Genomic DNA, 21,092 nt, shown 5'->3' on the forward strand with positions numbered 1-21,092 from the left:
CGTCAAGGGGCGCCGTTCAGCAGGCGCCGGGAGGAAATGATGGTTGACTGCGAGGCATGACGGCAGAAGCGACGACCGATCGGCGGACCAGGCAGCGACACGAACGCCGGGACCGGCTGTTCCAGGCGGCCGTGGAGCTGTTCGTGGAACGCGGCTACGACAACACCACGATGGAGGACATCGCCGAACGCGCCGACACCGCGCGGGCCACCGTGTTCAACCACTTTCAGCGCAAAACGGCGTTCCTGGACGAATGGAGCCTGCGCCGCCGGGAACGCGCGATGACCGCGGTGCGCGCCGAGAACCTGGAGGACCGCCCGCTGCGCGAGGTGCTCAGCCGGTACCTGATCGAACTGGCGCGCACCAGCCTCGACTCCCGAGCGGAAACCATCGCCTGCATGGGCGCGGCGATCCACTCCACCAACGTGTTCGGCAACCCGGAACTGGCCCGCCAGTTCGGTGCGTTCGTCGCCCGGGCACAGGAGGCCGGGGAGATCCGGACCGAGATTGACCCGGCGCAGGCGGGGCTGCTGCTCGCGACGTCGTATTTCGGGACGCTCAGCTCGTGGATCGAAAGCGAGGACGCGCCGTTCGATCTGCAGGAGCATTTGCTGAACATGGTGGAGATGATTTTGCGCGGGATCGCGGTGCGGTAGATCCGCCTTCAGGCGGCGGGAAACATCAGCATCGAACCGTCTTCCCAGTACCAGCTCGCCGATCTCGGCGAGGCACCCGCCCGGGCGATCCGCTCGCCGTTCCCGCCTGCCTCGACGGTCCCGCGAAGACCCGCACCGGTTCGCGCCAGGCCGCTTCGAAGTACTGCTGAGTCCGCGCGATCAGGTGCTGGTCCGTCAGCCCAGAGACTAGCGACGAATCCCCGCGATCCCGGACAACAGTTCGCCCATATCGACCACTACCCGCGATGCGCCGCCGTGCAGTGGCACCGCGGTGATCCGGCCGCCGAGGTCGGACACGTAAGCGACGTCGTCGTCTACCGCCAGGCCGATTGCCTCGGTGAAGCCGCTCGCCAGGATCTCCGGCTCGGCACCCTTCTCCCCCGGGCCGGGAAGCGGCGCGCGGTTCAGCGTGTTCCCCTTCGGGGCCGCGCCACGGTCGGTCCAATACAGGTACCCGCCATGGATTTCCAGGTCGATCGGTTCCGGCAGGTGGTCCCACAGGGTCTCGACATCGGACCGGTCGTGCGCGGTCTCCCCGGCCGGAATCTCCAGCCCAGCCCGGAAAATCCGGCCGAGGCCGCCCTTCGCCGGACCCTTTTGCGTCCAATAGAGATGCGTCGCGTCCACCGTCACGCCAACGCATTCCTGAGTCCCGCTGTCGTCCGGCTCGTTCACGATCAGGTCGGCGAGTCCCGTGCCATCCGGACGCACTCGGGTGATCCGGCAGCCTTCGCGGTCACCCCAATAAAGGAAACCGTTGTAGGACAACTGTTTCCCGGTAGTCAGGGTGCCATTCGGGAGGACATCGCGAGCACCGGTACCGTCGAAGGAAACCGCGTGCAGGCCACCATTTCGGGCCGAATAGTCGAGGCCCGCCTCGCCCGGCACCGAAGGGTCGCGCGAAGGCATTCCCATGGTGGTCCAGTAAACGGTGCCATCGGCGACGACTACGCCGTCCGGCGAGACACCAGCGTCTTTGTACAGCGGGGTAACCTGCCCGTCGGGAAGTCCGACGCGGTAAATCGTCCCGGTGCGAATGCCCAGCACCACTAGCTCGCTGAACATGTCACCTCCACTCTGGACGGTGCGATCCTCGCGGGATTAAGGGATTCGTGTAATAGCCCGGAGTCTCCGACATCCGGATTTGCTCGGTGACGCCGCGGTAGCGGCCGAGAGGGGTGTCCGCGGTGAACGTCTCGGGGTCGAAGTATTCGTGCCCGGGCGCGACACCGGCGACCTCCGCGGCATAACCCTTGTCGAAGATTCCCAGGCTCAGCAACCACAAAGCGACGCGCGTGAGAGAAACCTGCACTCGGTAAGAACCGCCCCATTCGGCGCGGAGCATGAGTGCGCGCAGGATTCCCAATTGCAGGAACCAGGAAGTGATGTAGTCGTTCACCACCGGAACGGCCGGCAGCGACGGGACGCCGCCCTCCCCTTCCAGCAGCATGACTCCGGACAGGCACCCGGCGGTCTGGTCGAAGCCGACGCGGCCGGACCACGGGCCGGTGCTGCCGTTGAGCGTCACCTCGGCGTGGATGATTCCGGGCCGGATCTCGGCGGCGGTTTCCGCGTCGAGACCGTGCCGCGCGAGGTATCCGGGGCGGCGGTTGGCGTAGAAGATGTCCGCGCTGCCGAGCAGCCAGTGCATCCGTTCCTGGTCCGCGGCGCGACGGAAATCGAGCCGGGTGGAGCGAACGCCCACATTGGACGTCGCGTACAGCACCGGCAATTCGTATTCGCCCGGATCCCACACGTTCAGCACGTCCGCACCATGCAGTGCCAAAGCCCGGCCACAACCAGCGCCGGCGATGATGTGCGCCCGGCCCAGCGCGCGGATTCCTTCGAGTGGCGTGGAAGGGTTCGGGGGCAAGGGTTCTGGGGCGCTGTCCCCGATGCGCTCGACAATCACCGGCGGCATCGTCGACAGCACCGACTGGTACTGCTCGGTAGCCATCAGCTCTTCGGTCGTCCGCACCACCGGCATGATGACGCCCGCGGCCTCGGCGGCGTCCTCCAGTTCGAACGAGTTCCACTGCGCGATCGCTTGCCGCACCACGGCGTCCCGCTCGGGAACACCGAGCAGTGCGGCGGCATCGTTGCGCAGCTTCGGGTACGGGCTGATCGGGTGCACCCAGCGGCCGTCCGCGGTGGCGTAGAAGCGATCCGTGCCGAAAGCCGGATCGACGCGCGCCGGGTCGCCTTGCGGGTAGCCGTCGAGCAGTTCCCATTTCCTGTCGTAGAACGGGCACAGCCGGTGCGGCGCGGTCCGCAGGTCCATCGAGATGTCCTGCCCGCGTCCTCCGCGCAGCTGCCAGATCTTCGCCACCGCAACGGATTTCGCCGCCAGCGCGATGGACGTCGCACCAGCCAGCCGGAGCGCGCCCGGAAGGATCGGGTCGGCTCCGGTGAACTCGATCCGGCCGCCGGCGTCGGATTCCTGCAGGCCGACTGAGCCCAGCAAATCGGCCAGCGGCTGGTGCAGGTCGTAGTCGTCGGTGGTGGCTGGCTTGGCTAACGCGGCCTCGAGTTGCTCGGTGAGGCTCATTCCTTCTCCAGCGCGTCCAGCAGCGCGCGAGTACGGCTGTCGCGTGCTTCCACGCGGTCGGCGTACGTGTCCGCCGTCCCGTAGGTCTGCTCGACCTCGTCGATCACCGCGTCGAGGTGCTCCCGGTCCGGCCGGCCGATCTCGAACTTCATCTGCGACCCGACGTGACTCACCAGGTGCCGGATGCCGTCCGGGCCGCCGCCGAGGTGCATGCTCTCGAACGGCCCGATGGTCGCCCACCGCGGCCCGAGCGACGCCTTGACCAGCTCGTCCAGGTCCGCCGCGGAAACGACGCCCTGCTGCACGAGGTACATCGCCTGGTCGTTGAAGACCTTCTGCAGCCGGTTCCCGACGAAGCCGGGCACTTCCTTCTTCAGCGTGATCGGCTTCTTGCCCAGCCCGCGGTAGACCTCGACGGCCTTCGCCACGGTCTCCGCAGAGGTCAATGCTCCGGGCACTACCTCGACCAGCGGCATCAGCTCGGGCGGGTTGAACGGGTGCCCGACCACGATCCGCGAGGCCGCCGCGTTGCCCTCGGCGATTACCGAGGGCAACAGCGACGACGAGGAGGACGCCAGTACTGCGTCGTCGCGCGTGGCGGCGGCGAGCGTCGCGAACATTTCCCGCTTCAGCTCGATCCGCTCCGGGCCCGACTCCTGGACGAAATCGGCCCCGGCAGCGGCTTCCGCGAGGTCCGCGACTGCCGTGGCGGGCAGCCCGGCGAGGTCCCGGGAGGCAATGTCCCGCAGGTCCGGACGCGGATCGGTGACCCGCACCGTCCAGCCCGCCTCGGCGAACAGCCGAGCCCACGACACTCCGATGACCCCAGCGCCGACGATCGCGACGACCGGCATGGCGCGCTCCTTTCTCAGGCGGTGACCGCGTCCGCGTTGTTGAGCAGCGCGCTCGGCGGCGTCAGCAACGCGTCCGACGCTAGCGCGCGGCGCCGGGCCGCGCTCACTCCGCCGTAACTCTCCGTAATGGCGATGAGGCGCGCCGCGTGGTGCGCGACCTCCGATTCGTAAGTCATTCCGATGCCGCCGTGCAGCTGGACGATTTCCTCGGCGGTCGCGGTCGCCGCGTCGCACACGAACACGAACGCGTCGTCGGCCGCGGCCTCGAGGTCCACTGTGGACGCACCGTTGTCGTACGCCTCGACCGTCGCGGTGGCCCACAGCGCCAGCGAACGAGCCAGCTCGACCTTCGCGTACAGGTCGGCGGCACGGTGCACGAGCGCCTGGAACGCCGCCAGCGGAACGCCGAACTGCTTGCGGGTCTTGAGGTATTCGACCGTCATCGCAAGCCCGGTCTCCATCAGGCCGATCGCCTCGCCGGTCACCGCGACCCGCGCCCGGGAGAACGCGCGACGCAACGCGGCCGGCACGTCGGCGTCGGCGGCGCCGAGCAGAACCGCCGGCGTGCCAGCGAATTCGACCTGCGACGTGTGACCCCAGTCCGCGGCCCGGCCGTCGACGCGAGTGATGCCCTCCGCGGTCGCCTCGACCAGGTACACCCCGGTGCGGCCGTTCTCGTCGACCGCGGTGACCAGGAGCTTGTCAGCCTGATCTGCGTTGCGCACCGGCGACTTCACGCCGGAAAGCGCGGAACCGGCCGCCGACACCGAAGGCGCGAGGCCCCACGGACGTCCCGGCTCGGCGTGCGCGACCGCGATCGTCGTGCCCCCGCCGGCGAGCAGCGGCAGCAGCTCCTTGACCTGCTCGTCGGTCCCCAGCTCGGCGATGATCCACGACGGCAGGAACACGCCGTCGAGCAGCGGTTCGGCCGCCGCGTGCTTGCCCATCGCCTCTAGCGTCGCGTAGACCTCGACCGGGCCCGCGCCCGCGCCGTCGTGGTCGGCGGAGATCGGGAGACCGGCGAGACCCAGCTCGCCGAGCGTGCTCCAGACCTGGTCGTTCCAGCCGAGTTCGCTGCTCGTCGCGGCCGCGCGGCCGCCTGCCGGGTAGCCGCGGCCGACCGCCGTGTCGACGGTCTCGAACAGCAGCTTCTGGTCTTCGTTGAATTCGAGGTTCATGAGTCGCCGTCCCTTACAGACCGAGGATCGTCTTCGCGATGACGCCGCGCTGGATTTCGTTGGAGCCGCCGAAAATCGACAGCTTCCGCTGGTTCAGGTACTGCGCCGCGGCCACCACCGCGGCCTCGTCGGCCTTCACCGGCGATTCGGTGTCCAGCAGCATGCCGTCGGAACCGGCCGCGCGCATGCGCAGCTTCGTGAGCGCCTGCAGGGCCTGCGTGCCCTCCATCTTGAGCAGCGACGACACCGGGCTCGGCTGGCCGTTTTCCGAAGCGGCGGTGACCCGCATCTGGGTCGCCTCCAGCGCGAGCAGCGTGGTCTTCGCGGCGTGCATGGCGGCGCGGAATTCCGCGTCGTCGGCGAGCCGACCGTCCTCAGTGGGCAGTTCCGCGGCCGCGGCTGCGAGGTCGGCGAAAATCCGCTGACCGGTGCCGACCTGCGCGATGCCGTTGCGCTCGTTGCCGAGCAGGAACTTCGCGTACGTCCAGCCCTTGTTCTCCTCGCCGACCAGGTTCTCCGCCGGGATCACCACGTTGTCGAAGAAGAACTCGTTGACCTCGGCGGACCCGTCGACCAGCTTGATCGGACGGCGCTCGATGCCCGGCGTGTTGAGGTCCAGCAGCAGGAAGGACAGGCCCTGCTGCTTGCGCGGCGCGTCCGGGTTGGTCCGCGCGAGCACGAACATCCAGTCGCCGTACTGGCCGAGCGTGGTCCAGGTCTTCTGTCCGTTGAGGACGTAGTGGTCGCCGTCGCGCTTCGCCGTGGTGCGCAGTCCGGCCAGGTCCGAACCGGCCTCCGGCTCGGAGAAGCCCTGCGACCACCAGATGTCCAGGTTCGCCGTGGCGGGAAGGAACTTCTTCTTCTGTTCCTCGCTGCCGAATTCGGCGATGATCGGGCCGACCATGCTCGCGTTGAAGGCGAGCGGCTGCGGCACCGCGTTGCGCTGCAGTTCGGAGGCGTAGATGTGGGACTGGGTCGGAGTCCAATCGCGACCGCCCCATTCGACCGGCCAGTGCGGGACCGCCAAGCCGTGCTCGTTCAAGATCCGCTGGCTCGTGACGATGTCGTCCCGCGTGATCAGGCCGAGCGCGCTGCGCTTGCGGATTTCCTCCGGAATCGCGCCGAGGAACACCTCCCGCAATCCGTCGCGGAACGCGAGGTCCTCTTGAGACAGTTCGAGATCCATCGATCAAACCCCTTCAGTGGTGCGTACGGCTCCGACAACTTCGGCGGTGCTCGCGCCAGCGCGTTCGGCGTGCCTGCGGAACCCGGCCGGGGTCCGCGAGAAATGCAGCGGGCTCTCCACGACGCGGATCGTGCCCTCGGTCGGATGTTCCCGCTCGGTGATCAGTCCGACTTCCTGAACGTACGGGTCGGTCGGCAGGTCGGCGATGTCGACGACGACCGCGTACGGAACGTCGTGGGCGGTCAGGTACTCCTCCCACTCCGCGGTGGTGCGGTTCGTGGAGTTGGCGAGCACCTTCTCCACCCCCGCGGTGAAAACCTCCCGGTCGATCACCGGGGAATCCCAGGCCGGATCGGCCGCGGCGTCTTCGAGGCCGGCCCCGATCAGCAGCGTGCGCACAGCGTCGTTGGTGTAGGGCACCGCGGCGATCGCGCCGCCGTCGGCCGTGCGCATGGCCGCGTGCGTGTCGCTGAGCGAAAGCGGGTTGCCGACGTCGCCGGCGGCCGGAATGAAGACGTCGCCCGCCAGGTGCTCGACGAGGTTGACCGCGATCATCGCGTCGGCCATCGCCAGTTCGACCTGCTGGCCCTTGCCGGTGCGCTGCTGGTCGAAGAGCGCGGCGAGCACGCCGTTCAGCAGGTACAGCGCGGCGGTCTTGTCGGCGATGAAGGTCGGGACGAACTGCAGCGTGCCGCCCGCCCGGTCCTGCAGGCTGACCAGGCCGGACGTGGCCTGGATGACCTCGTCGTAGGCGGGCCGGTTGGCGCGCGACGAGCCGGGCGCGAAGCCTTGCGCGTGGGCGTAGACGAGGCGGGGGAAGCGGTCGCGCAGCTGCTCGTAGCCGAGGCCGAGCCGGTCGAGTGCGGCGGCGCGCATGTTGGTGACGAGGACGTCGGCGTCGGCGAGCAGGGCGAAGAGGTCTTCGCGGCCGGCGGGGTCCTTGAGGTCGAGTTCGATGCTGCGTTTGTTCTGGTTGACCTGCATGTACAGCGGGGCCATCCCGGGCGTGCGGCCGGTGTTGGCCGGCGAATGCCGGGCGACGTCGCGCAGCGGTTCGACCCGGATCACGTCGGCGCCGAAGTCGCCGAGGATCTGCGTGGCGTACGGGCCCATCACCGCGGACGACAGGTCGAGCACCTTAACCCCGGAAAGCGGTCCGGTGGCATCCATCTTCGCGGTCCTCCCGTTGACGATCTTTGCTTCACCACTGACGCTAAGCGCTTGCTCACCAGAACGGAATGACCGAGTGCATCAGATCGGTATGACCACGCTGATAACACCGTGGGTACGCTGCTCAGCGTGGAGATTCACCACCTGCGGTACTTCCTCGCGGTCGCGCGCGAGCTGAACTTCACCCGTGCGGCGCGGTCGTTGAACATGTCCGTGCCGCCGCTCAGCCAGCGCATTCGCGACCTCGAACGCGAGCTGGGGGAACCGCTGTTCGACCGCTCCACCCACCACACCCGGTTGTCCGAGGCGGGCGAAGCACTGCTGCCGCTCGCCGAATCGGTCGTTTCGGGCTTCGATGCCATTCCGGCCCGGATGCGCACCCGCGACCAGCGCGCGGACGTCCGGCTCGCCATCCCCGACGTGCTCAACCCCGCGCACCGCCGCCAGCTCAGCGAATCGATCCGCGCGCTCGACGGCTCCTACCGGTTCACCCTGCGGCAGATGCCGTCGCTCGAGATGGAATCGGCCCTGCTCAGCAGCTCGATCGACCTCGCCGTGTCGCATCTGGGCACTTCCGACGACCGGCTGTCCACCATCGTCCTGTACCGCGAACCGCTCGGCGCCGTGGTGGACGCGTCGCGGTTCCCCGGCCGCACCTCGCTCACCCTGGCCGACCTGCGCGGATTCCAGTATCTGCAGGGGCCGCGGCATTGGGATCTCGGCTCCCGGCGCGCCGAGCAGCTCGCCGCCAAGGGCGTGCTGGTCGATCCGGAAGCGCAGTTCTCCGACGTCAGCGGACTGTTGATCTTCTTGCGCAGCACCAAAAGCTTCACCCTCGCACCGGTCGAATCCGCGACCGCGCTGGCACTGGACCCGAACGAATGCGCGGTCCTGCCGATCGACGATCTGGTCGCCACGCTGACCACGTTCCTGCTCCGGCGCACCGCCGACACCCGGCTGGATCCGGTGGTCGAGGTGCTGCGGCACGCCCGGGTGTCGTGAGTGTTGAGGCCGGTTAGAACCGGCATCGCCACTCACGACCCCTACACTCGCCGCAGTGGACCCCATCCACCGTCTTCCCTCAGCCCTGGCCCCCTTATGGCAAGCGGTGCACGCCAGGCTCTCGTCCGGGCTCCCCGTCAGCCGGGTCCGAGTCGGCCCGCTCGACACCGAACAGCAGACGGCTGTCGCCGATCTTCTCGGTCTGGCTCAGTTTCCCGGCCAGTACACCAGCATCACCCTGGCCCAGCTGGACGCCGCTCTTCGCGAGGTCGCCGGCGTCGACGCGCGCGAAGTCGTCACACGGCTGGTCGGGCCGGTCGGCAACCGCGCAGAGGATCGCCGGAAGGCCGCTGAAGCCCGCGCCAGTCTGTGGCACTGGCTGGACGTGCATCCCGTGGTCGCCGCACAACCGGCGTTGCGTTCCTGGACGGCGAGCATTCGCCGGGCCGGCCTGATCGAGGGTTCGATCGAACGCACCCGGCTCGAACTCGAACGGGCGCTGCGCGTGCTGTCCGAACTGCCGGCCACGGGGGTGCCGCTGCCGGTATTCGCCGATTCCGCGCTCGGTGCGACTCATGCGCTGGACGACGGCGCCCGCACCGCGAATCTCGTCCTCAAAGCGCTGACCGCGATCTACGACGTGGCACCTCCGACGAATGCGCCCGAACGGCGCGCGTTGTGGGAGCGAGCAGGCGTCGCCGACGACGAACTGTCGTCGACCGTGCTCACGGCCGGGCTCCAGCTCCCCGGCGACCACGTCGTCGGCCGGATCCTCCAGGTGTGCCGCGCCGCGGGAACGGCAGCGGTCTTGACCTTGCAGCAGCTCCGCGGGAGCAAGCTGGCATCCGCGCCGAGCACGGTCTGGGTGTTCGAGAATCCCAGCGTCCTCGCCCTCGCGCTGGCTCGCTTCGGCAGCTCCTGCCCTCCGCTGGTCTGCACATCCGGCTGGCCGAGCAGTGCCGGGGTCGCCTTGCTGAAGCGGTTAACGCAGATCGGAACGAATCTGTATTACCACGGCGATTTTGACGGAGACGGCCTGCGAATCGCCGCGAATGTCGTAGCCCGAACCGGCGCGAAGCCGTGGCGGATGACCAGTGCCGACTACCTCGCCGCAGTCGCCGACGGACCCGCGGCCGGAAGGGTCACGCCAGTTCCCTGGGACCCGGAGCTGGCGGTTCACTTGGCGGAGCAAGGAAAAACGGTGCCGGAAGAACGCGTTGCCGACAGCCTTCTCGACGAGATCACCGAGCAAGGGACAACGCTTCCGAGCGGGTGAATTGTCGGTGCCCTCCCGTACCGTGGCCGGTGACGATTGCAGGAGGACGCATGGACCCGATCCGTGTCCCGCCTGAGATGTTCCGCTTCACCAGCGGAGACCTGGCCGGACTCTACGTGTCGGTGCTGCACGCCTTCGGGGAGGCGAACGAGCGACTGGAGACTTCCCTCGGACTGGACGACGTCCGGGCCCGTCTGCGCGCGGTCGGCTGGCTCGACGCGCTCGAAGACGAGGAGCTCCGTCGTGCACTTGATCAACTCCACGCGTGGCGGCTCGTCGACATAGCCCAGAACCATTCGGAGAACTACCGGTCAGCCGCCGAGTACGAGCGGCGCAACCTGCAGTACTCCCTGACCAGGCAAGGCGAAGCCGCGTTCGCCGGCGTCGTGCACGCGATGAGCCTGCTCGCGTCCGCCGGAGCACTGCAAACAGCGGTCCTCGACGCGATCGCCGACAGGCTCGCCGATCTGGCGCGAGAACTGGACGCCGGTTCGGACCGCCGGGTCTTCACCGCCCTGACCGAGCTGGAAAGCCACCTCGAAGCACTGCGCGCGAACACCAAGCAGTTCAACGGCGAACTGCAGCGGCTGCTGCGTTCGGAAGGAACCACCCTCGCCACTTTCCACGAGGTGAAGGCCTCCACGGTGGCTTATCTCGAGGAATTCCTGGCCGACCTGGAGCAGCGGAAACACACGATCGGCGTCCGGATCCAGCAGGTCGAGGACCGCGGAGTCGGGCTGATGCACCAGCGCGCGCTGGTCGGGGCGGACCTCCCGCGGCTCTCCGGCGCCGATCCGGGTCCCGAGTGGCTGGCGCATCGCCGGGCTCGCTGGGACGGTTTGCGAGCCTGGTTCCTGCCCTCCGACGCAGCGCAGCCCCGAGTCGAACAACTGCATGTCGTCGCCCGGCGCGCGATCGTCACGCTGCTGCAGGTCCTCGACCGGATCACCGAGTCGCGGCGGCGGGCCAGCAGCGCCGCGGCCGATTTCCGGGAACTGGCGAGGTGGTTCGCCGTCGTCCCCGCCCAGGGCGATCTGCACCGGTTGTGGTCGACCGTATTCGGGCTCAGTTCGGCGCGGCACGCACATCTCGCCCATCCCGATCCTGAGCTGACCAGCTCGACCACGTCGTGGGAAGACGCTCCCCCGGTCGAGGTCTCCCCTTTGCTCCGCACTTCGGGAAAGACCGAACGGTTCAGCCGTACCGGCAAGGTCCGAGACGTCGCCGCGATCAAGGCCGCGAGAGCCGAGCAGGCCCGTGCCGAACGAGCCGAACTGGAGGCCGCCTGGGACCTGCTCGACACCGGCGGGCCGGTCCGTCTATCCGCCTTCGGCAGGCTCGACCACGCCGTGTTCGAACGATTGCTCGATCTGCTCGGCCGGGCACTCGGAATCGCGCCGGGCCGAGGCGGTGTCCGGCAGAGCACGACGTCCGACGGCCGGATCGAGATTCTGCTCCGCCCACCCGCCGACGGAGCCGTAGCGAGGCTTTCCACCCCTCGCGGACTCTTCCACGGCCCCGACTACGAGGTCGAGATCCGCACCGGCGGTGTCCGCCAGGCCCGCAGGGCGAGCGGAGGCGCGTCATGAGCCAGCTGGCGAATCAACTGGCCGCGGCCGAACGCGAGGAGGTAGCGCTGGGAATCCGCCAGCTCCTCGCCACCCCGCTGATCACCGAACGCGCCAAGCCGGACGCGTTCGACTTGATCCGACGACGCGGCGAACCGATCCGGAAATGGTTCGACTACTACTGCGGATGGGCATTAACGGTCGAGCCGAGGCTCGGTTACGCACGTCTGGCCAAGGTGCGGGCAGCCGAGGATCCGCGTCGCCCGCTGCGGAGGCTCCGCTCCGGCAAAGCTCCGTTCGACCGGCGCCGGTATGTGCTGTTGTGCGTTACCGCGGCGGAGCTGCTCGCAACACCGGTGACCACCATCGGGCTGCTCGCGAAACGAGTGGTTCAAGCCACCGCCGCGGACGAAGCGATCACGACACTGGACACCGCCAGCCGCGAAGAACGCCGGGCATTGGTCGATGTCCTCCGGATCTTGGAGCACTACGGCGTGCTCGACGCGGTCGACGGCTCGACCGAGACATTCGTCGAATCGACCGAGGCCAAGGTGCTGTACCAGATCGACGGCACGCTGCTGCTGCGACTGCTGTCCGCGCCGGTCGGGCCTTCCCGTCTCGCAGTTCCGCTTGACGAAGTGGCGCTCCGCTTCGAGGAACTCCTCGCCGCGGTTTCCCGCGAACGTCGGTACGGCGAAACGAGTGCGCACAGCGACCGCCCCGGGCAATCGGAGGTGCAGCGCAACCTGTGGCTCCGGCACTCAGTTTTCCGTCGGCTGGTCGATGACCCCGTGCTCTACTTCGAAGACCTCAGTGATGCTGAACGCGCTTATCTCGCCTCGCCTACCGGACGGCAACTGCTCCGCCGTGCGGCTGGACAAGGCGGCTTCGTTTTGGAAGAGCGCGCGGAGGGCGTGCTGCTGGTAGACGTCGAGAGCGTCGCGACGGATTCCCGGTTCCCGGACGACGCGGGCAATGCGAAGGTGGGCGCGCTCCTCTTGCTGGAAACCCTCACTGGTCCGGTCACTGTCGAGCAGTTGCGGATCCAAGCGGCCGAACTGCTCATCCGCTTTCCCCGATGGGCCGAGGGATATCGCGGTACGGACGGCGCCGCCCGGCTGGCCGCCGACGCGATCGAGGTGCTGATGGCATTCGGGTTGGCCCAGCTCTCTTCCGGAATCGTCCGGCCGCTTCCCGCCGCCGCTCGCTACACCGTCCGCGAAGCCCGGACCGCTGACTCCGAAGGAGCGTCAGGATGACGGTCACTGAACTCCCCCGGCATGCCGAGGACGCGTTTTCGCGCCAGGCGTACCGCTGGCAACCGGCTCGCGCCGGGATCCTGAACGTCTGGCGGTATTACGACGAGATCTTCGAATTCCACCACGGCAGGCTCCTGCTCCGGGGCCCGAACGGCAGCGGCAAGTCGAAAGCTCTCGAGCTGCTGCTGCCGTTCCTCTTCGACGCCAGCCTGCGCGCGAACAGGTTGTCCACGTTCGGCACCGGCGAGCGCACGATGCACTGGAACCTCATGGGCGAGGGCGCGTCCGGAGTGACCCGGGTCGGATACGTCTGGCTGGAATTCCGTTACCCGGGAACCCCCGAGCGGTGGTTCACCTGCGGCGCACGGCTTCAGGCCAGCTCCCGCACGACCACCGTCCACCCGGACTACTTCACGACCTCGCAGCGGATCGGGGTTTCCGGCGGCATCAGCCTGGTCAACGATTCCGGTCAGCCGCTGACCCGGCAGGCACTCGAACAACGACTCGGCTCCGACGGCACGCTCTACGGGAACGCAACCGACTACCGGGCCGAAGTCCGCACCACGCTTTTCCCGGGGCTGAGCGAACAGCGGTTCGACGCGTTGATCCTCGCGTTGCTCCAGTTGCGCATGCCGAAGCTGTCGCAGCGGCTGGACCCGAGCCTGCTGTCCGATCTGCTGTCCAAGGCACTCCCTCCACTGGGCCAACAGGAAATCGCCGACCTCGCCGAGGGCTTCGAAAGGCTGGACAAGCACCACGAACGGCTGAAAGGACTGGAGGAGCTGGTCGCATCGACCCGCACTCTGGCTGCCCGGCAGCGGACGTATGCCCAGCGAGTGCTGCGCGCCGGCGCGGGCACGCTGATCTCAGCCACCACCGAGACGGAGAAGCGGGCCTCGACGGCGCGCGAGTCGGCGGTCCGGTACGAAACCGCGACGCGGGAAAAGGAAACCGCCGAGCAGCAGATCGACGAACTGGCCAAGCAGATCCGCACCTCGTCGGCGCACCGGAACGGGTTGCTCGAGAGCGAGGCGTACCAGCGCGGTTCAGAACTGGAACTTCTTCGCAGGCGAACCGCCGATGCCAAATCCCGGGCGGAACGGTTGCTGACCGAGTCCCGCCGGAGAAAAGCAGCGGCGGAGCAGGACGAGCGCGCCCGGAGCAGTGCGGAGCAAGACGTTCGCCACCGGACGGAGCACGTACGAAACCTGGTAAGCGAGACCCGGCAGGCCGCCGTACGGGCCGGAATGCCCAGCGTGCACGGCGAGATCGCGGCTCAGCTGGACGGCGGCGACCCGGCCGCGGCCCGGCCGTTGCTGCGCGCCGCTGGGCAAAGCCGGGAGGAACAACTGCGGGCAGTAGACGAGGCGCTGGGCGGCCACGAGCGCGCGATCGACCGGCGGGGCCAGGCAGAAGAGGAACTGGAGCAAGCGCGAACGGCGTTCTCCGCGGCGAAGGAAGAACTGGATCTTGCCGCTGAGCAGCGAGCCGTCGCGCTGGAACAGCTGCGGACCGATGTGCTCGCCTGGGCACAGGCCTGTCACGAGCTGGCGTTTCCGGAGCCAGATCTGCTGCTGGACCTTCTCGAACCAGAGCGGGCGTTGAACGCCGAGGTGGAGCAGGCGGTCAACGCGGCGTTGGAGGACATCACCCGGCAGGAAGCGTCCCGCGAAGCGCTGGTGGCTGAACTGCGGCAGCGACGGGATGACTGTGTCACCGAGGTCGCCCGGCTCCAGTCCGAGAAAGACCTTCCCCCGCTCGCGCCGCCGACCCGTACCGCTGACCGGACGCGGATGGCCGGTGCCCCGTTGTGGCGGCTTGTCGACTTCTCCGTCGCGAGTTCGGAGGACGACCGCGCCGGAATCGAAGCCGCCCTCGAAGGCGCGGGACTGCTGGACGCTTGGGTCGGTTCGCGTGGAGAGGTGCAAGGCCACGATGTCTTCGCCGCCCCAGAGGCCCTGCCCGCGGCGAAAGGACGTTCGCTCGCGGACGTCCTTTCGCCCGAGCCCGACGGCGAGGTCGCTCCTTCCGCGGTGCGCAGGCTGCTCTCTTCCGTGGGTTTCGGCGACGTGCTGCCTGCCGAAGGCCCAGCCGCGATCGGTGCCGACGGGTCGTGGCGGCTCGGAAACCTCACCGGCAGCTGGCACAAGGAGCGCCCGGCCTACATCGGCGCGGCTGCCCGGCGACGCGCCCGCGAGGCGCGAATCGAAGAGCTGCGGAACGAAATTCTCTTGCTGGACGCGGAAATCGCCGACGCCGATGCGGAACTGTCCGCACTCGCCGTGCGCAGGGGAACAGTACGCGACGAGCGAGCAAGCCTGCCTCCGCATACTGACCTCAACGCTGCCGCCAGGCAGCTCGACCGGGCGGAGATCGGACTCGCCGCTGCCGATCGGCTCGTGCGCGAGCGCATCGAACGGGTAGGCAAGCGTGAACGCGAGGTCGCCGATGCCCTGCGCACGTTGACCGCTTGTGCCGCCGAATACGGGATGCCTTCCGAACGGTCCGCGCTGGCGAATCTTGCCGCGGCCACCCGCGAGTTCCACGCCGTCTGCGAAAACTGGCTGGCAAGCCACGACGGACTGCGCGCAGCACGGCAAGTGCTCGGCTCCTTGGCCGCGCAGGCCAGCCGGTCCGCGGACGATGCCCGTCAACGGGCAGAAGAAGCCGAGAAAGCCGAGGAGGAGTACTCGGAGCTGGCGGCGACCCTCGAGGCGGTAGACAGCACTGCCGGCGTCGAGTACCGCGAGGTCGCGGCCAAGATCGAGAAAATCGGCAGACGCCTTGACGAACTCGAAGCCACGCGGAATTCCACGCAAAACCGGCATACCGAGTTGGCGGTCGAGGTCGGGAAGTGGAACAACCGCCGGGAGACGGACGCGGTCGAACACGAGAAAGCAGTGGGTGACCGCGATGCTGCGGCGCTCCGGTTCCGGAGACTGGCGTCCGGGGCGTTCCCCGCCGACAGCGGCCTCGACGACCTTGAGCAATTCGAAACCGTCCTCGGCTCGAGCGACGGCGTCCGCGCCGCACTGGATGCCGCGCGGCTGGTAGCCGCGACGTGGCCGAGCGTCCCGCACTCTCCGAGCAACATCGGCGACGCGCTGCACCGGCTGTCCGAGTCCATGCACACGTGTCGCGACGTTCTCCAAACCCGCGCCGACCTCGACCTCGAAACAGACGAGGACGTGCAGATCTTCACCGCCGTGGTGGACGGCATCCGGGTCGGAGCGGCCGAACTGCTGAAGATCCTGCGCGAAGAGGCCGAGGAAAGCCGCCGCGAGATCACCGAACGGGAGCGGGAACTCTTCGACCAGACCCTCACCGGCGATACCCGACGGCACCTGGCCGCGCGGATCCGCCAGGCGAACGAGCTGGTCGAGAACATGAACAGCCGGCTGGAGCAGGTGCGCACCGCGTCGAAGGTCGCGGTCCGGCTGGTCTGGCAGGTCGCCGCCGACCTGCCGCCCGGCACGAAGGCGGCCCGCGATCTCCTGCTGAAGGATCCGGCCCGGCTGACCGCCGCCGATCGGGAGTCCCTGCACCAGTTCTTCCGCGACCGGATCGAGGAGGCCAAAGCCGACGACACCGCCACCGGTTGGGAACAGCAACTGGCCAAGGTCTTCGACTACACCGCGTGGCACCGGTTCGTGGTGAAGGTCGACCGGGCCAACGGCGAGGGCTGGCAACTGCTGACCCGGAAACTGCACGGCGCGCTGTCCGGCGGAGAGAAGGCCATCGCGCTTCATCTGCCGCTCTTCGCCGCCGTCGCCGCGCACTATCAGGCCGTGCCGGAGGCGCCTCGGATCATCCTGCTCGACGAAGTCTTCGTCGGCGTCGACACGACGAACCGCGGCCAGGTGTTCGCCCTCCTGTCCGCCTTGGACCTGGATCTCATGCTCACGTCCGACCACGAGTGGTGCGTTTACGCAGAACTCAGCGGGATCGGGATCCATCAGCTCATCACCGGCGCTGACGGCGACGACGCGGTCACCACTGCCCGCTTCACCTGGGATGGTCATCAGCTTCTCTCGCTAGACGGGGAGTAACCACAGCCGATCTGCCCCGCCCCGCGGGTTCACTCGGTCGGGTTGACTTTACATTTCATCTCATCTTGTCAATTTCGATGTACATGTCTTACCTTAATGTAAAGCCAGCCAACGGAGGAGGGCGCGATGAGCGAGATGACCGGCACAGTGCCGCTGGGGTCGACCGAACGCTGGACCGACAAAAAGCGCTATCTGTGGCTGATCGGACTGGTCGTGCCATCGCTGGCGTTCCTCGCGATCGGCCTGCACGCGGCGACCGGCTGGGGCGTCTGGTTCTGGATCGGGCCGATCGTGATCCTGGCGATCGTGCCCGCGATCGACCTGGTCGCCGGCCTCGACCGGAGCAATCCGCCGGACGACGTGATCGAACGGCTCGAACAGGACCGCTACTACCGGTGGATCACCTACCTGTTCCTGCCGATCCAGTACGTCGGGTTCGTCTTCGCGTTCTGGCTGATCGCGCGCGGCGACCTGTCCGTTGTGGACAAGATCGGCCTCGCGATCTCGATCGGCTGCATCGGCGGGATCGGCATCAACACCGCGCACGAACTCGGCCACAAGAAGGAAAGCCACGAGCGCTGGCTGTCGAAGATCGCGCTGGCGCAAAGCTTCTACGGGCACTTCTACATCGAGCACAACCGCGGGCACCACGTGCGCGTGGCGACTCCGGAGGATCCGGCGTCGAGCCGCGTCGGCGAGAGCTTCTACCGGTTCTGGCCGCGCACGGTGTTCGGTTCGCTGAAATCCGCATGGGGGCTGGAGCGCAAGCGCTACGCGCGCCGGAACAAGCATCCGTTCCGGATCGGCAACGACGTGCTCAACGCGTGGCTCATGTCCGCGGTGCTGTGGATCGCGATGGTCGCGTGGCTCGGCGTCGGAATCCTGCCGTACCTGGCGATCCAGGCGGTGATCGGGTTCTCCCTGCTGGAAGTCGTGAACTACATGGAGCACTACGGGATGCTGCGGAAGAAGGTCGGGCCGCCGGAGCGCCGCCGGTACGAGCGCGTGGATCCCAGCCACAGCTGGAATTCCAACAACATCGCGACCAACGTCCTGCTGTATCACCTGCAGCGGCACAGCGATCACCACGCCAACCCGACGCGCCGCTACCAGACCTTGCGTGATTTCGCGGAATCTCCGGTGCTGCCGACCGGATACGCCGGGATGATCGTGCTTGCCCTGTTCCCGCCGCTGTGGCGCCGGGTCATGGACCAGCGCGTGCTGAACCACTTCGACGGCGACCTCAGCCGGGCGAACATCCAGCCGTCGAAGCGGGAGAAAATCCTTGCCCGGTATGGCACTTCCGCTCCAGCTCCGGTGGCCGTGCTGGACGACGTGCGCGGCGACGCCAGCGAGGGCGGGATGTGCCCCGGCTGCGGCTACGTCTACGACGAGCAGCGCGGCGATCCGCGAGAGGGCTTCCCGGCCGGTACGCCGTGGTCGTCCATTCCGGACAGTTGGTGCTGCCCTGACTGCGGCGTAAGGGAAAAGGTCGACTTCGTTGCTCCCGGAAGGATGAGTGTGTGATGCGGATCGAAGCGGATTTGAACAAATGCGACGGCCTCGGCATGTGCGAAGCGATGGCCCCGGACTTCTTCGAGGTGGGCGACGAGGGCACGGTCGTCGTGCTCGACGAAAGCCCCGGCGAAGAACACCGGACCGACCTCGCCGCGGCGGTCGACGCCTGCCCGGTGCTCGCGCTGAAGCTGGTGTCATGACACTCGCGGTAGTCGGCGCGTCGCTGGCGGGCCTGCGCGCGGTCGAATCGGCGCGGCGGACCGGATACGACGGCCGGATCGTATTGCTCGGTGCCGAGGAGCATCTGCCCTACGATCGGCCGCCGCTGTCGAAGGCCTTCCTCGCGGCGGACGGACCGGCTGCGGTGGAACCGTTTCTCAGCGCGGACGACCTGCGCGAACTCGACGTCGACCTTCGGCTGGGCACTCCCGCCACCGGACTCGACCCGATCGCCCGGGAGATCCACACCGGCGACACGACCGTCCGCTACGACGCCGCGGTCATCGCCACCGGAGCCGCCGCCCGCGTTCTCCCCGGCACCGAGGGGATTTCCGGGATTCATTCACTGCGCACCGCGGACGATGCCATCGCGATTCGGTCCGCATTGGACAGTGGTGCGCGGACAGTCGTGATCGGTGCCGGGTTCATCGGCTCGGAAGTCGCTTCCGCCGCGCGCAAACGCGGCCTGCCGGTGTCCATTGTGGAAACACTGGACACGCCTTTGGTGCGCGCGATCGGCCCCGAGGTCGGCGAGGTCTGCGCGGATCTGCATCGCGCGGCGGGCACCGATCTCCGGCTGGGCACCCGGGTCACCGGTTTCGTGGAAAAAGACGGCGCGGTGACCGGCGTCCGGCTGTCCACCGGCGAGGTCCTCCCCGCCGACCTCGTCGTCGCGGGAATCGGCGCGGTCCCGGCCACCGGCTGGCTGCGCGACAGCGGACTCCTGCTGCACGAACGCGACGGCGGCGTCATCTGCGACGGCACCCTCGCCGCGGCACACGGCGTCTACGCGGCCGGCGACGTCGCGCACGTGGCGAACGCGCTTTTCGACGACGAGCTGATGCGCCTGGAGCATTGGACGAACGCGGCCGAGCAGGGTGCGGCCGCGGCCCGGCACGCGCTGGACCCCGCGAGCGCACGGGTGTTCAGCGCCGTGCCGTACTTCTGGTCCGATTGGTACTCGCACCGCATCCAGTTCGTCGGTACGCCGCGGGCGGACGAGGTCGTCGTCGCGGTCCCGGCCGAACACGGCTTCACCGCGCTGTACCGGCGCGGCGATCGGCTCGTCGGCGCCTTCACCATCGACCGGCCGCGCGACATCATGAAGTACCGCAAGCGGATCGCCGCGCGAGCGCCATGGTCCGAGGCAGTGGCCTTCGCGCTGGAAACGGCCGCCTAGAATGACCGCTATGAGCGTGCTTCCGGTGCCCGCGGGCGGCCAGTACCGGCAGCCCATCATCACCGCCGCCATCGAACTCACCGCGAAATCCGGCTGGTCCGCGGTCACCATGGCGCGGCTGGCCGACCTGGTCGGGGTGAGCAGGCAGACCGTCTACAACGAGATCGGGTCGAAAACCGCGCTCGCCGAGGCGATGATCTCGCACGAGCTGCGCCGGTTCCTCGCCGTCGTGAGCACCGCCTTCGACCGCCATCCGGACGATCTCGTCGAGGCGATCTACGACGCCGTCCGCGCGGTGCTCGAACTGGCCGACGACAACATCCTGCTGCGCGCCATCGCCTCCGCGACCCACGGGACCGACACCGAGTTCCTGCCGCTGCTGACCACCCGCGCCGGCACCCTGCTCACCGAAGCGAAAGCCGTCCTGCGCGAGCGAGTCCTCGACTACGCACCGCCGCTCGACGACCGCCAGCTCACTGTGGTCATGGACTTGGTCGTGCGCACCGTGCTGAGCCACGTCATGCAACCGTCGGGCACGCCCGCCGAAACCGCCGACGGCCTGGCCTGGGTCGCCACGCGCGTGCTCGGCACCGCCCCGTCGGCCTCGATGCGCGCCCGCTCGTAAACGAGATGCGCGGTTCCGGGCGCGCGTGTCAGCCTGCCGCGCGTGAACCGTGAACGACTTTCCGCCCTCGCCCACACCCGGCACCCCATCGCGGCCCCGGTCAGCGACGACGAGGTCCAGCGCCTGCTCGACCGCAGCCTGCCGCGCGAGGACGCGGTTGTCCTAGACCTGGGCTGCGGCGGTGCCGAATGGCTCATCCGCGCCCTCGACGCGTACCCGGAACTCCGCGCCGTCGGCGTCGACACCTCGGAGTTCGCTCTCTCCCGCGCCCGCTCCGCCGCCATCGAGCGAGGCGTCGCCGACCGCCTGACCCTCCACCAGCAATCCGCCACCGAATTCCCCGCCGCGGCCGAGTTCGACACCGTCCTGTGCATCGGCTCGACCCACGCCTTCGGCGGCTTGTCCGACACCCTCGCCGCACTGCGCGCCCACGTCCGCCCCGGCGGCCGCGCCCTGCTCGGCGACGCCTACTGGGAAGCCGAGCCCACCCCGGCCGCCCTCGAGATCTTCGGCGACCTGCCCACCCTGCCGGAACTCCTCGCCCAGGTGATTTCCGCCGGCTGGACCCCGGCCCACGGCCATACGAGCACCCGCGGCGAACTGGACGCGTACGAATGGTCGTGGACCGGCAGCCTCACCGAATGGGCCCTGGACCACCCGGAAGACCCAGACCAAGCCGAAGCCCTCGCCGCCGCGGCCACCCACCGCGACGAATGGCTCCGCGATTACCGCGACTCGTTCGGCTTCGCCTGCGTCGTGCTGCGCGCTTGACAAAACTTCTTG

17 protein-coding genes are annotated in these 21,092 nt (G+C 68.4%); 11 read left to right on the forward strand and 6 right to left on the reverse strand.

What is annotated here, in order from left to right:
- Positions 1-56 precede the first annotated feature (56 nt).
- A complete protein-coding gene (locus CU254_RS34425) occupies positions 57-656 on the forward strand; it encodes a TetR/AcrR family transcriptional regulator (protein ID WP_050788345.1) in 600 nt (199 codons plus the stop codon).
- A gap of 207 nt (positions 657-863) precedes the next feature.
- On the opposite strand, the gene CU254_RS34430 is transcribed toward CU254_RS34425, so the two are convergent.
- From CU254_RS34430 to CU254_RS34455, 6 genes are read right to left on the reverse strand one after another with little or no spacing between them, the layout of a single operon-like run.
- Positions 864-1,742 carry a hypothetical protein gene (locus CU254_RS34430; RefSeq protein ID WP_009083664.1) on the reverse strand — a complete coding sequence of 293 codons (879 nt, stop codon included), beginning with the start codon at positions 1,740-1,742 and terminating at the stop codon, positions 864-866.
- Between the two features lies 1 nt (position 1,743).
- Positions 1,744-3,225, reverse strand: coding sequence for a CoA transferase (locus tag CU254_RS34435; protein ID WP_009083665.1), 1,482 nt, complete (start codon positions 3,223-3,225; stop codon positions 1,744-1,746).
- Positions 3,222-4,079, reverse strand: a complete 858-nt coding sequence (locus tag CU254_RS34440) for an FAD-dependent oxidoreductase (RefSeq protein ID WP_009083667.1) — start codon at positions 4,077-4,079, stop codon at positions 3,222-3,224. The genes CU254_RS34435 and CU254_RS34440 overlap by 4 nt, the downstream gene beginning before the upstream one ends.
- A gap of 14 nt (positions 4,080-4,093) precedes the next feature.
- Positions 4,094-5,257: an acyl-CoA dehydrogenase family protein gene (locus CU254_RS34445; RefSeq protein WP_009083669.1), complete on the reverse strand. Its 1,164-nt coding sequence runs from the start codon at positions 5,255-5,257 to the stop codon at positions 4,094-4,096.
- 13 nt (positions 5,258-5,270) lie between these two features.
- Positions 5,271-6,443 carry an acyl-CoA dehydrogenase family protein gene (locus CU254_RS34450; protein WP_009083671.1) on the reverse strand — a complete coding sequence of 391 codons (1,173 nt, stop codon included), beginning with the start codon at positions 6,441-6,443 and terminating at the stop codon, positions 5,271-5,273.
- A 3-nt stretch (positions 6,444-6,446) separates the two neighbouring features.
- On the reverse strand, positions 6,447-7,613 hold the full coding sequence (locus CU254_RS34455; protein WP_009083672.1) for a CaiB/BaiF CoA-transferase family protein: 1,167 nt from the start codon (positions 7,611-7,613) through the stop codon (positions 6,447-6,449).
- Between the two features lie 129 nt (positions 7,614-7,742).
- On the opposite strand from CU254_RS34455, the gene CU254_RS34460 reads away from it, so the two are divergent.
- The 10 genes from CU254_RS34460 to CU254_RS34505 all read left to right on the forward strand — a co-directional run bounded on the left by CU254_RS34460 (position 7,743) and on the right by CU254_RS34505 (position 21,080).
- On the forward strand, positions 7,743-8,615 hold the full coding sequence (locus CU254_RS34460) for a LysR family transcriptional regulator (protein WP_037718459.1): 873 nt from the start codon (positions 7,743-7,745) through the stop codon (positions 8,613-8,615).
- A 55-nt stretch (positions 8,616-8,670) separates the two neighbouring features.
- Positions 8,671-9,891 carry a TIGR02679 family protein gene (locus tag CU254_RS34465; RefSeq protein ID WP_199786062.1) on the forward strand — a complete coding sequence of 407 codons (1,221 nt, stop codon included), beginning with the start codon at positions 8,671-8,673 and terminating at the stop codon, positions 9,889-9,891.
- Between the two features lie 50 nt (positions 9,892-9,941).
- Positions 9,942-11,480: a TIGR02677 family protein gene (locus tag CU254_RS34470; protein ID WP_009083679.1), complete on the forward strand. Its 1,539-nt coding sequence runs from the start codon at positions 9,942-9,944 to the stop codon at positions 11,478-11,480.
- On the forward strand, positions 11,477-12,718 hold the full coding sequence (locus CU254_RS34475; protein WP_009083681.1) for a TIGR02678 family protein: 1,242 nt from the start codon (positions 11,477-11,479) through the stop codon (positions 12,716-12,718). The genes CU254_RS34470 and CU254_RS34475 overlap by 4 nt, the downstream gene beginning before the upstream one ends.
- On the forward strand, positions 12,715-16,767 hold the full coding sequence (locus CU254_RS34480) for a TIGR02680 family protein (protein ID WP_009083682.1): 4,053 nt from the start codon (positions 12,715-12,717) through the stop codon (positions 16,765-16,767). Before CU254_RS34475 ends, CU254_RS34480 begins: the two co-directional genes overlap by 4 nt.
- Before the next feature lie 126 nt (positions 16,768-16,893).
- Entirely contained in the window at positions 16,894-18,294 is a 1,401-nt protein-coding gene (locus CU254_RS34485; protein ID WP_009083684.1) for a fatty acid desaturase, read from the forward strand.
- Positions 18,294-18,485: a ferredoxin gene (locus CU254_RS34490; RefSeq protein ID WP_009083686.1), complete on the forward strand. Its 192-nt coding sequence runs from the start codon at positions 18,294-18,296 to the stop codon at positions 18,483-18,485. Before CU254_RS34485 ends, CU254_RS34490 begins: the two co-directional genes overlap by 1 nt.
- Entirely contained in the window at positions 18,482-19,684 is a 1,203-nt protein-coding gene (locus CU254_RS34495) for an NAD(P)/FAD-dependent oxidoreductase (protein WP_037715748.1), read from the forward strand. The genes CU254_RS34490 and CU254_RS34495 overlap by 4 nt, the downstream gene beginning before the upstream one ends.
- A gap of 1 nt (position 19,685) precedes the next feature.
- Complete coding sequence (locus CU254_RS34500) at positions 19,686-20,309, forward strand: TetR family transcriptional regulator (RefSeq protein WP_037715751.1); 624 nt, start codon at positions 19,686-19,688, stop codon at positions 20,307-20,309.
- A gap of 42 nt (positions 20,310-20,351) precedes the next feature.
- A complete protein-coding gene (locus tag CU254_RS34505; protein ID WP_037715753.1) occupies positions 20,352-21,080 on the forward strand; it encodes a cyclopropane-fatty-acyl-phospholipid synthase family protein in 729 nt (242 codons plus the stop codon).
- Positions 21,081-21,092: the final 12 nt, after the last annotated feature.

The sequence above is a fragment of the Amycolatopsis sp. AA4 genome (assembly GCF_002796545.1).
GTDB lineage: Bacteria > Actinomycetota > Actinomycetes > Mycobacteriales > Pseudonocardiaceae > Amycolatopsis.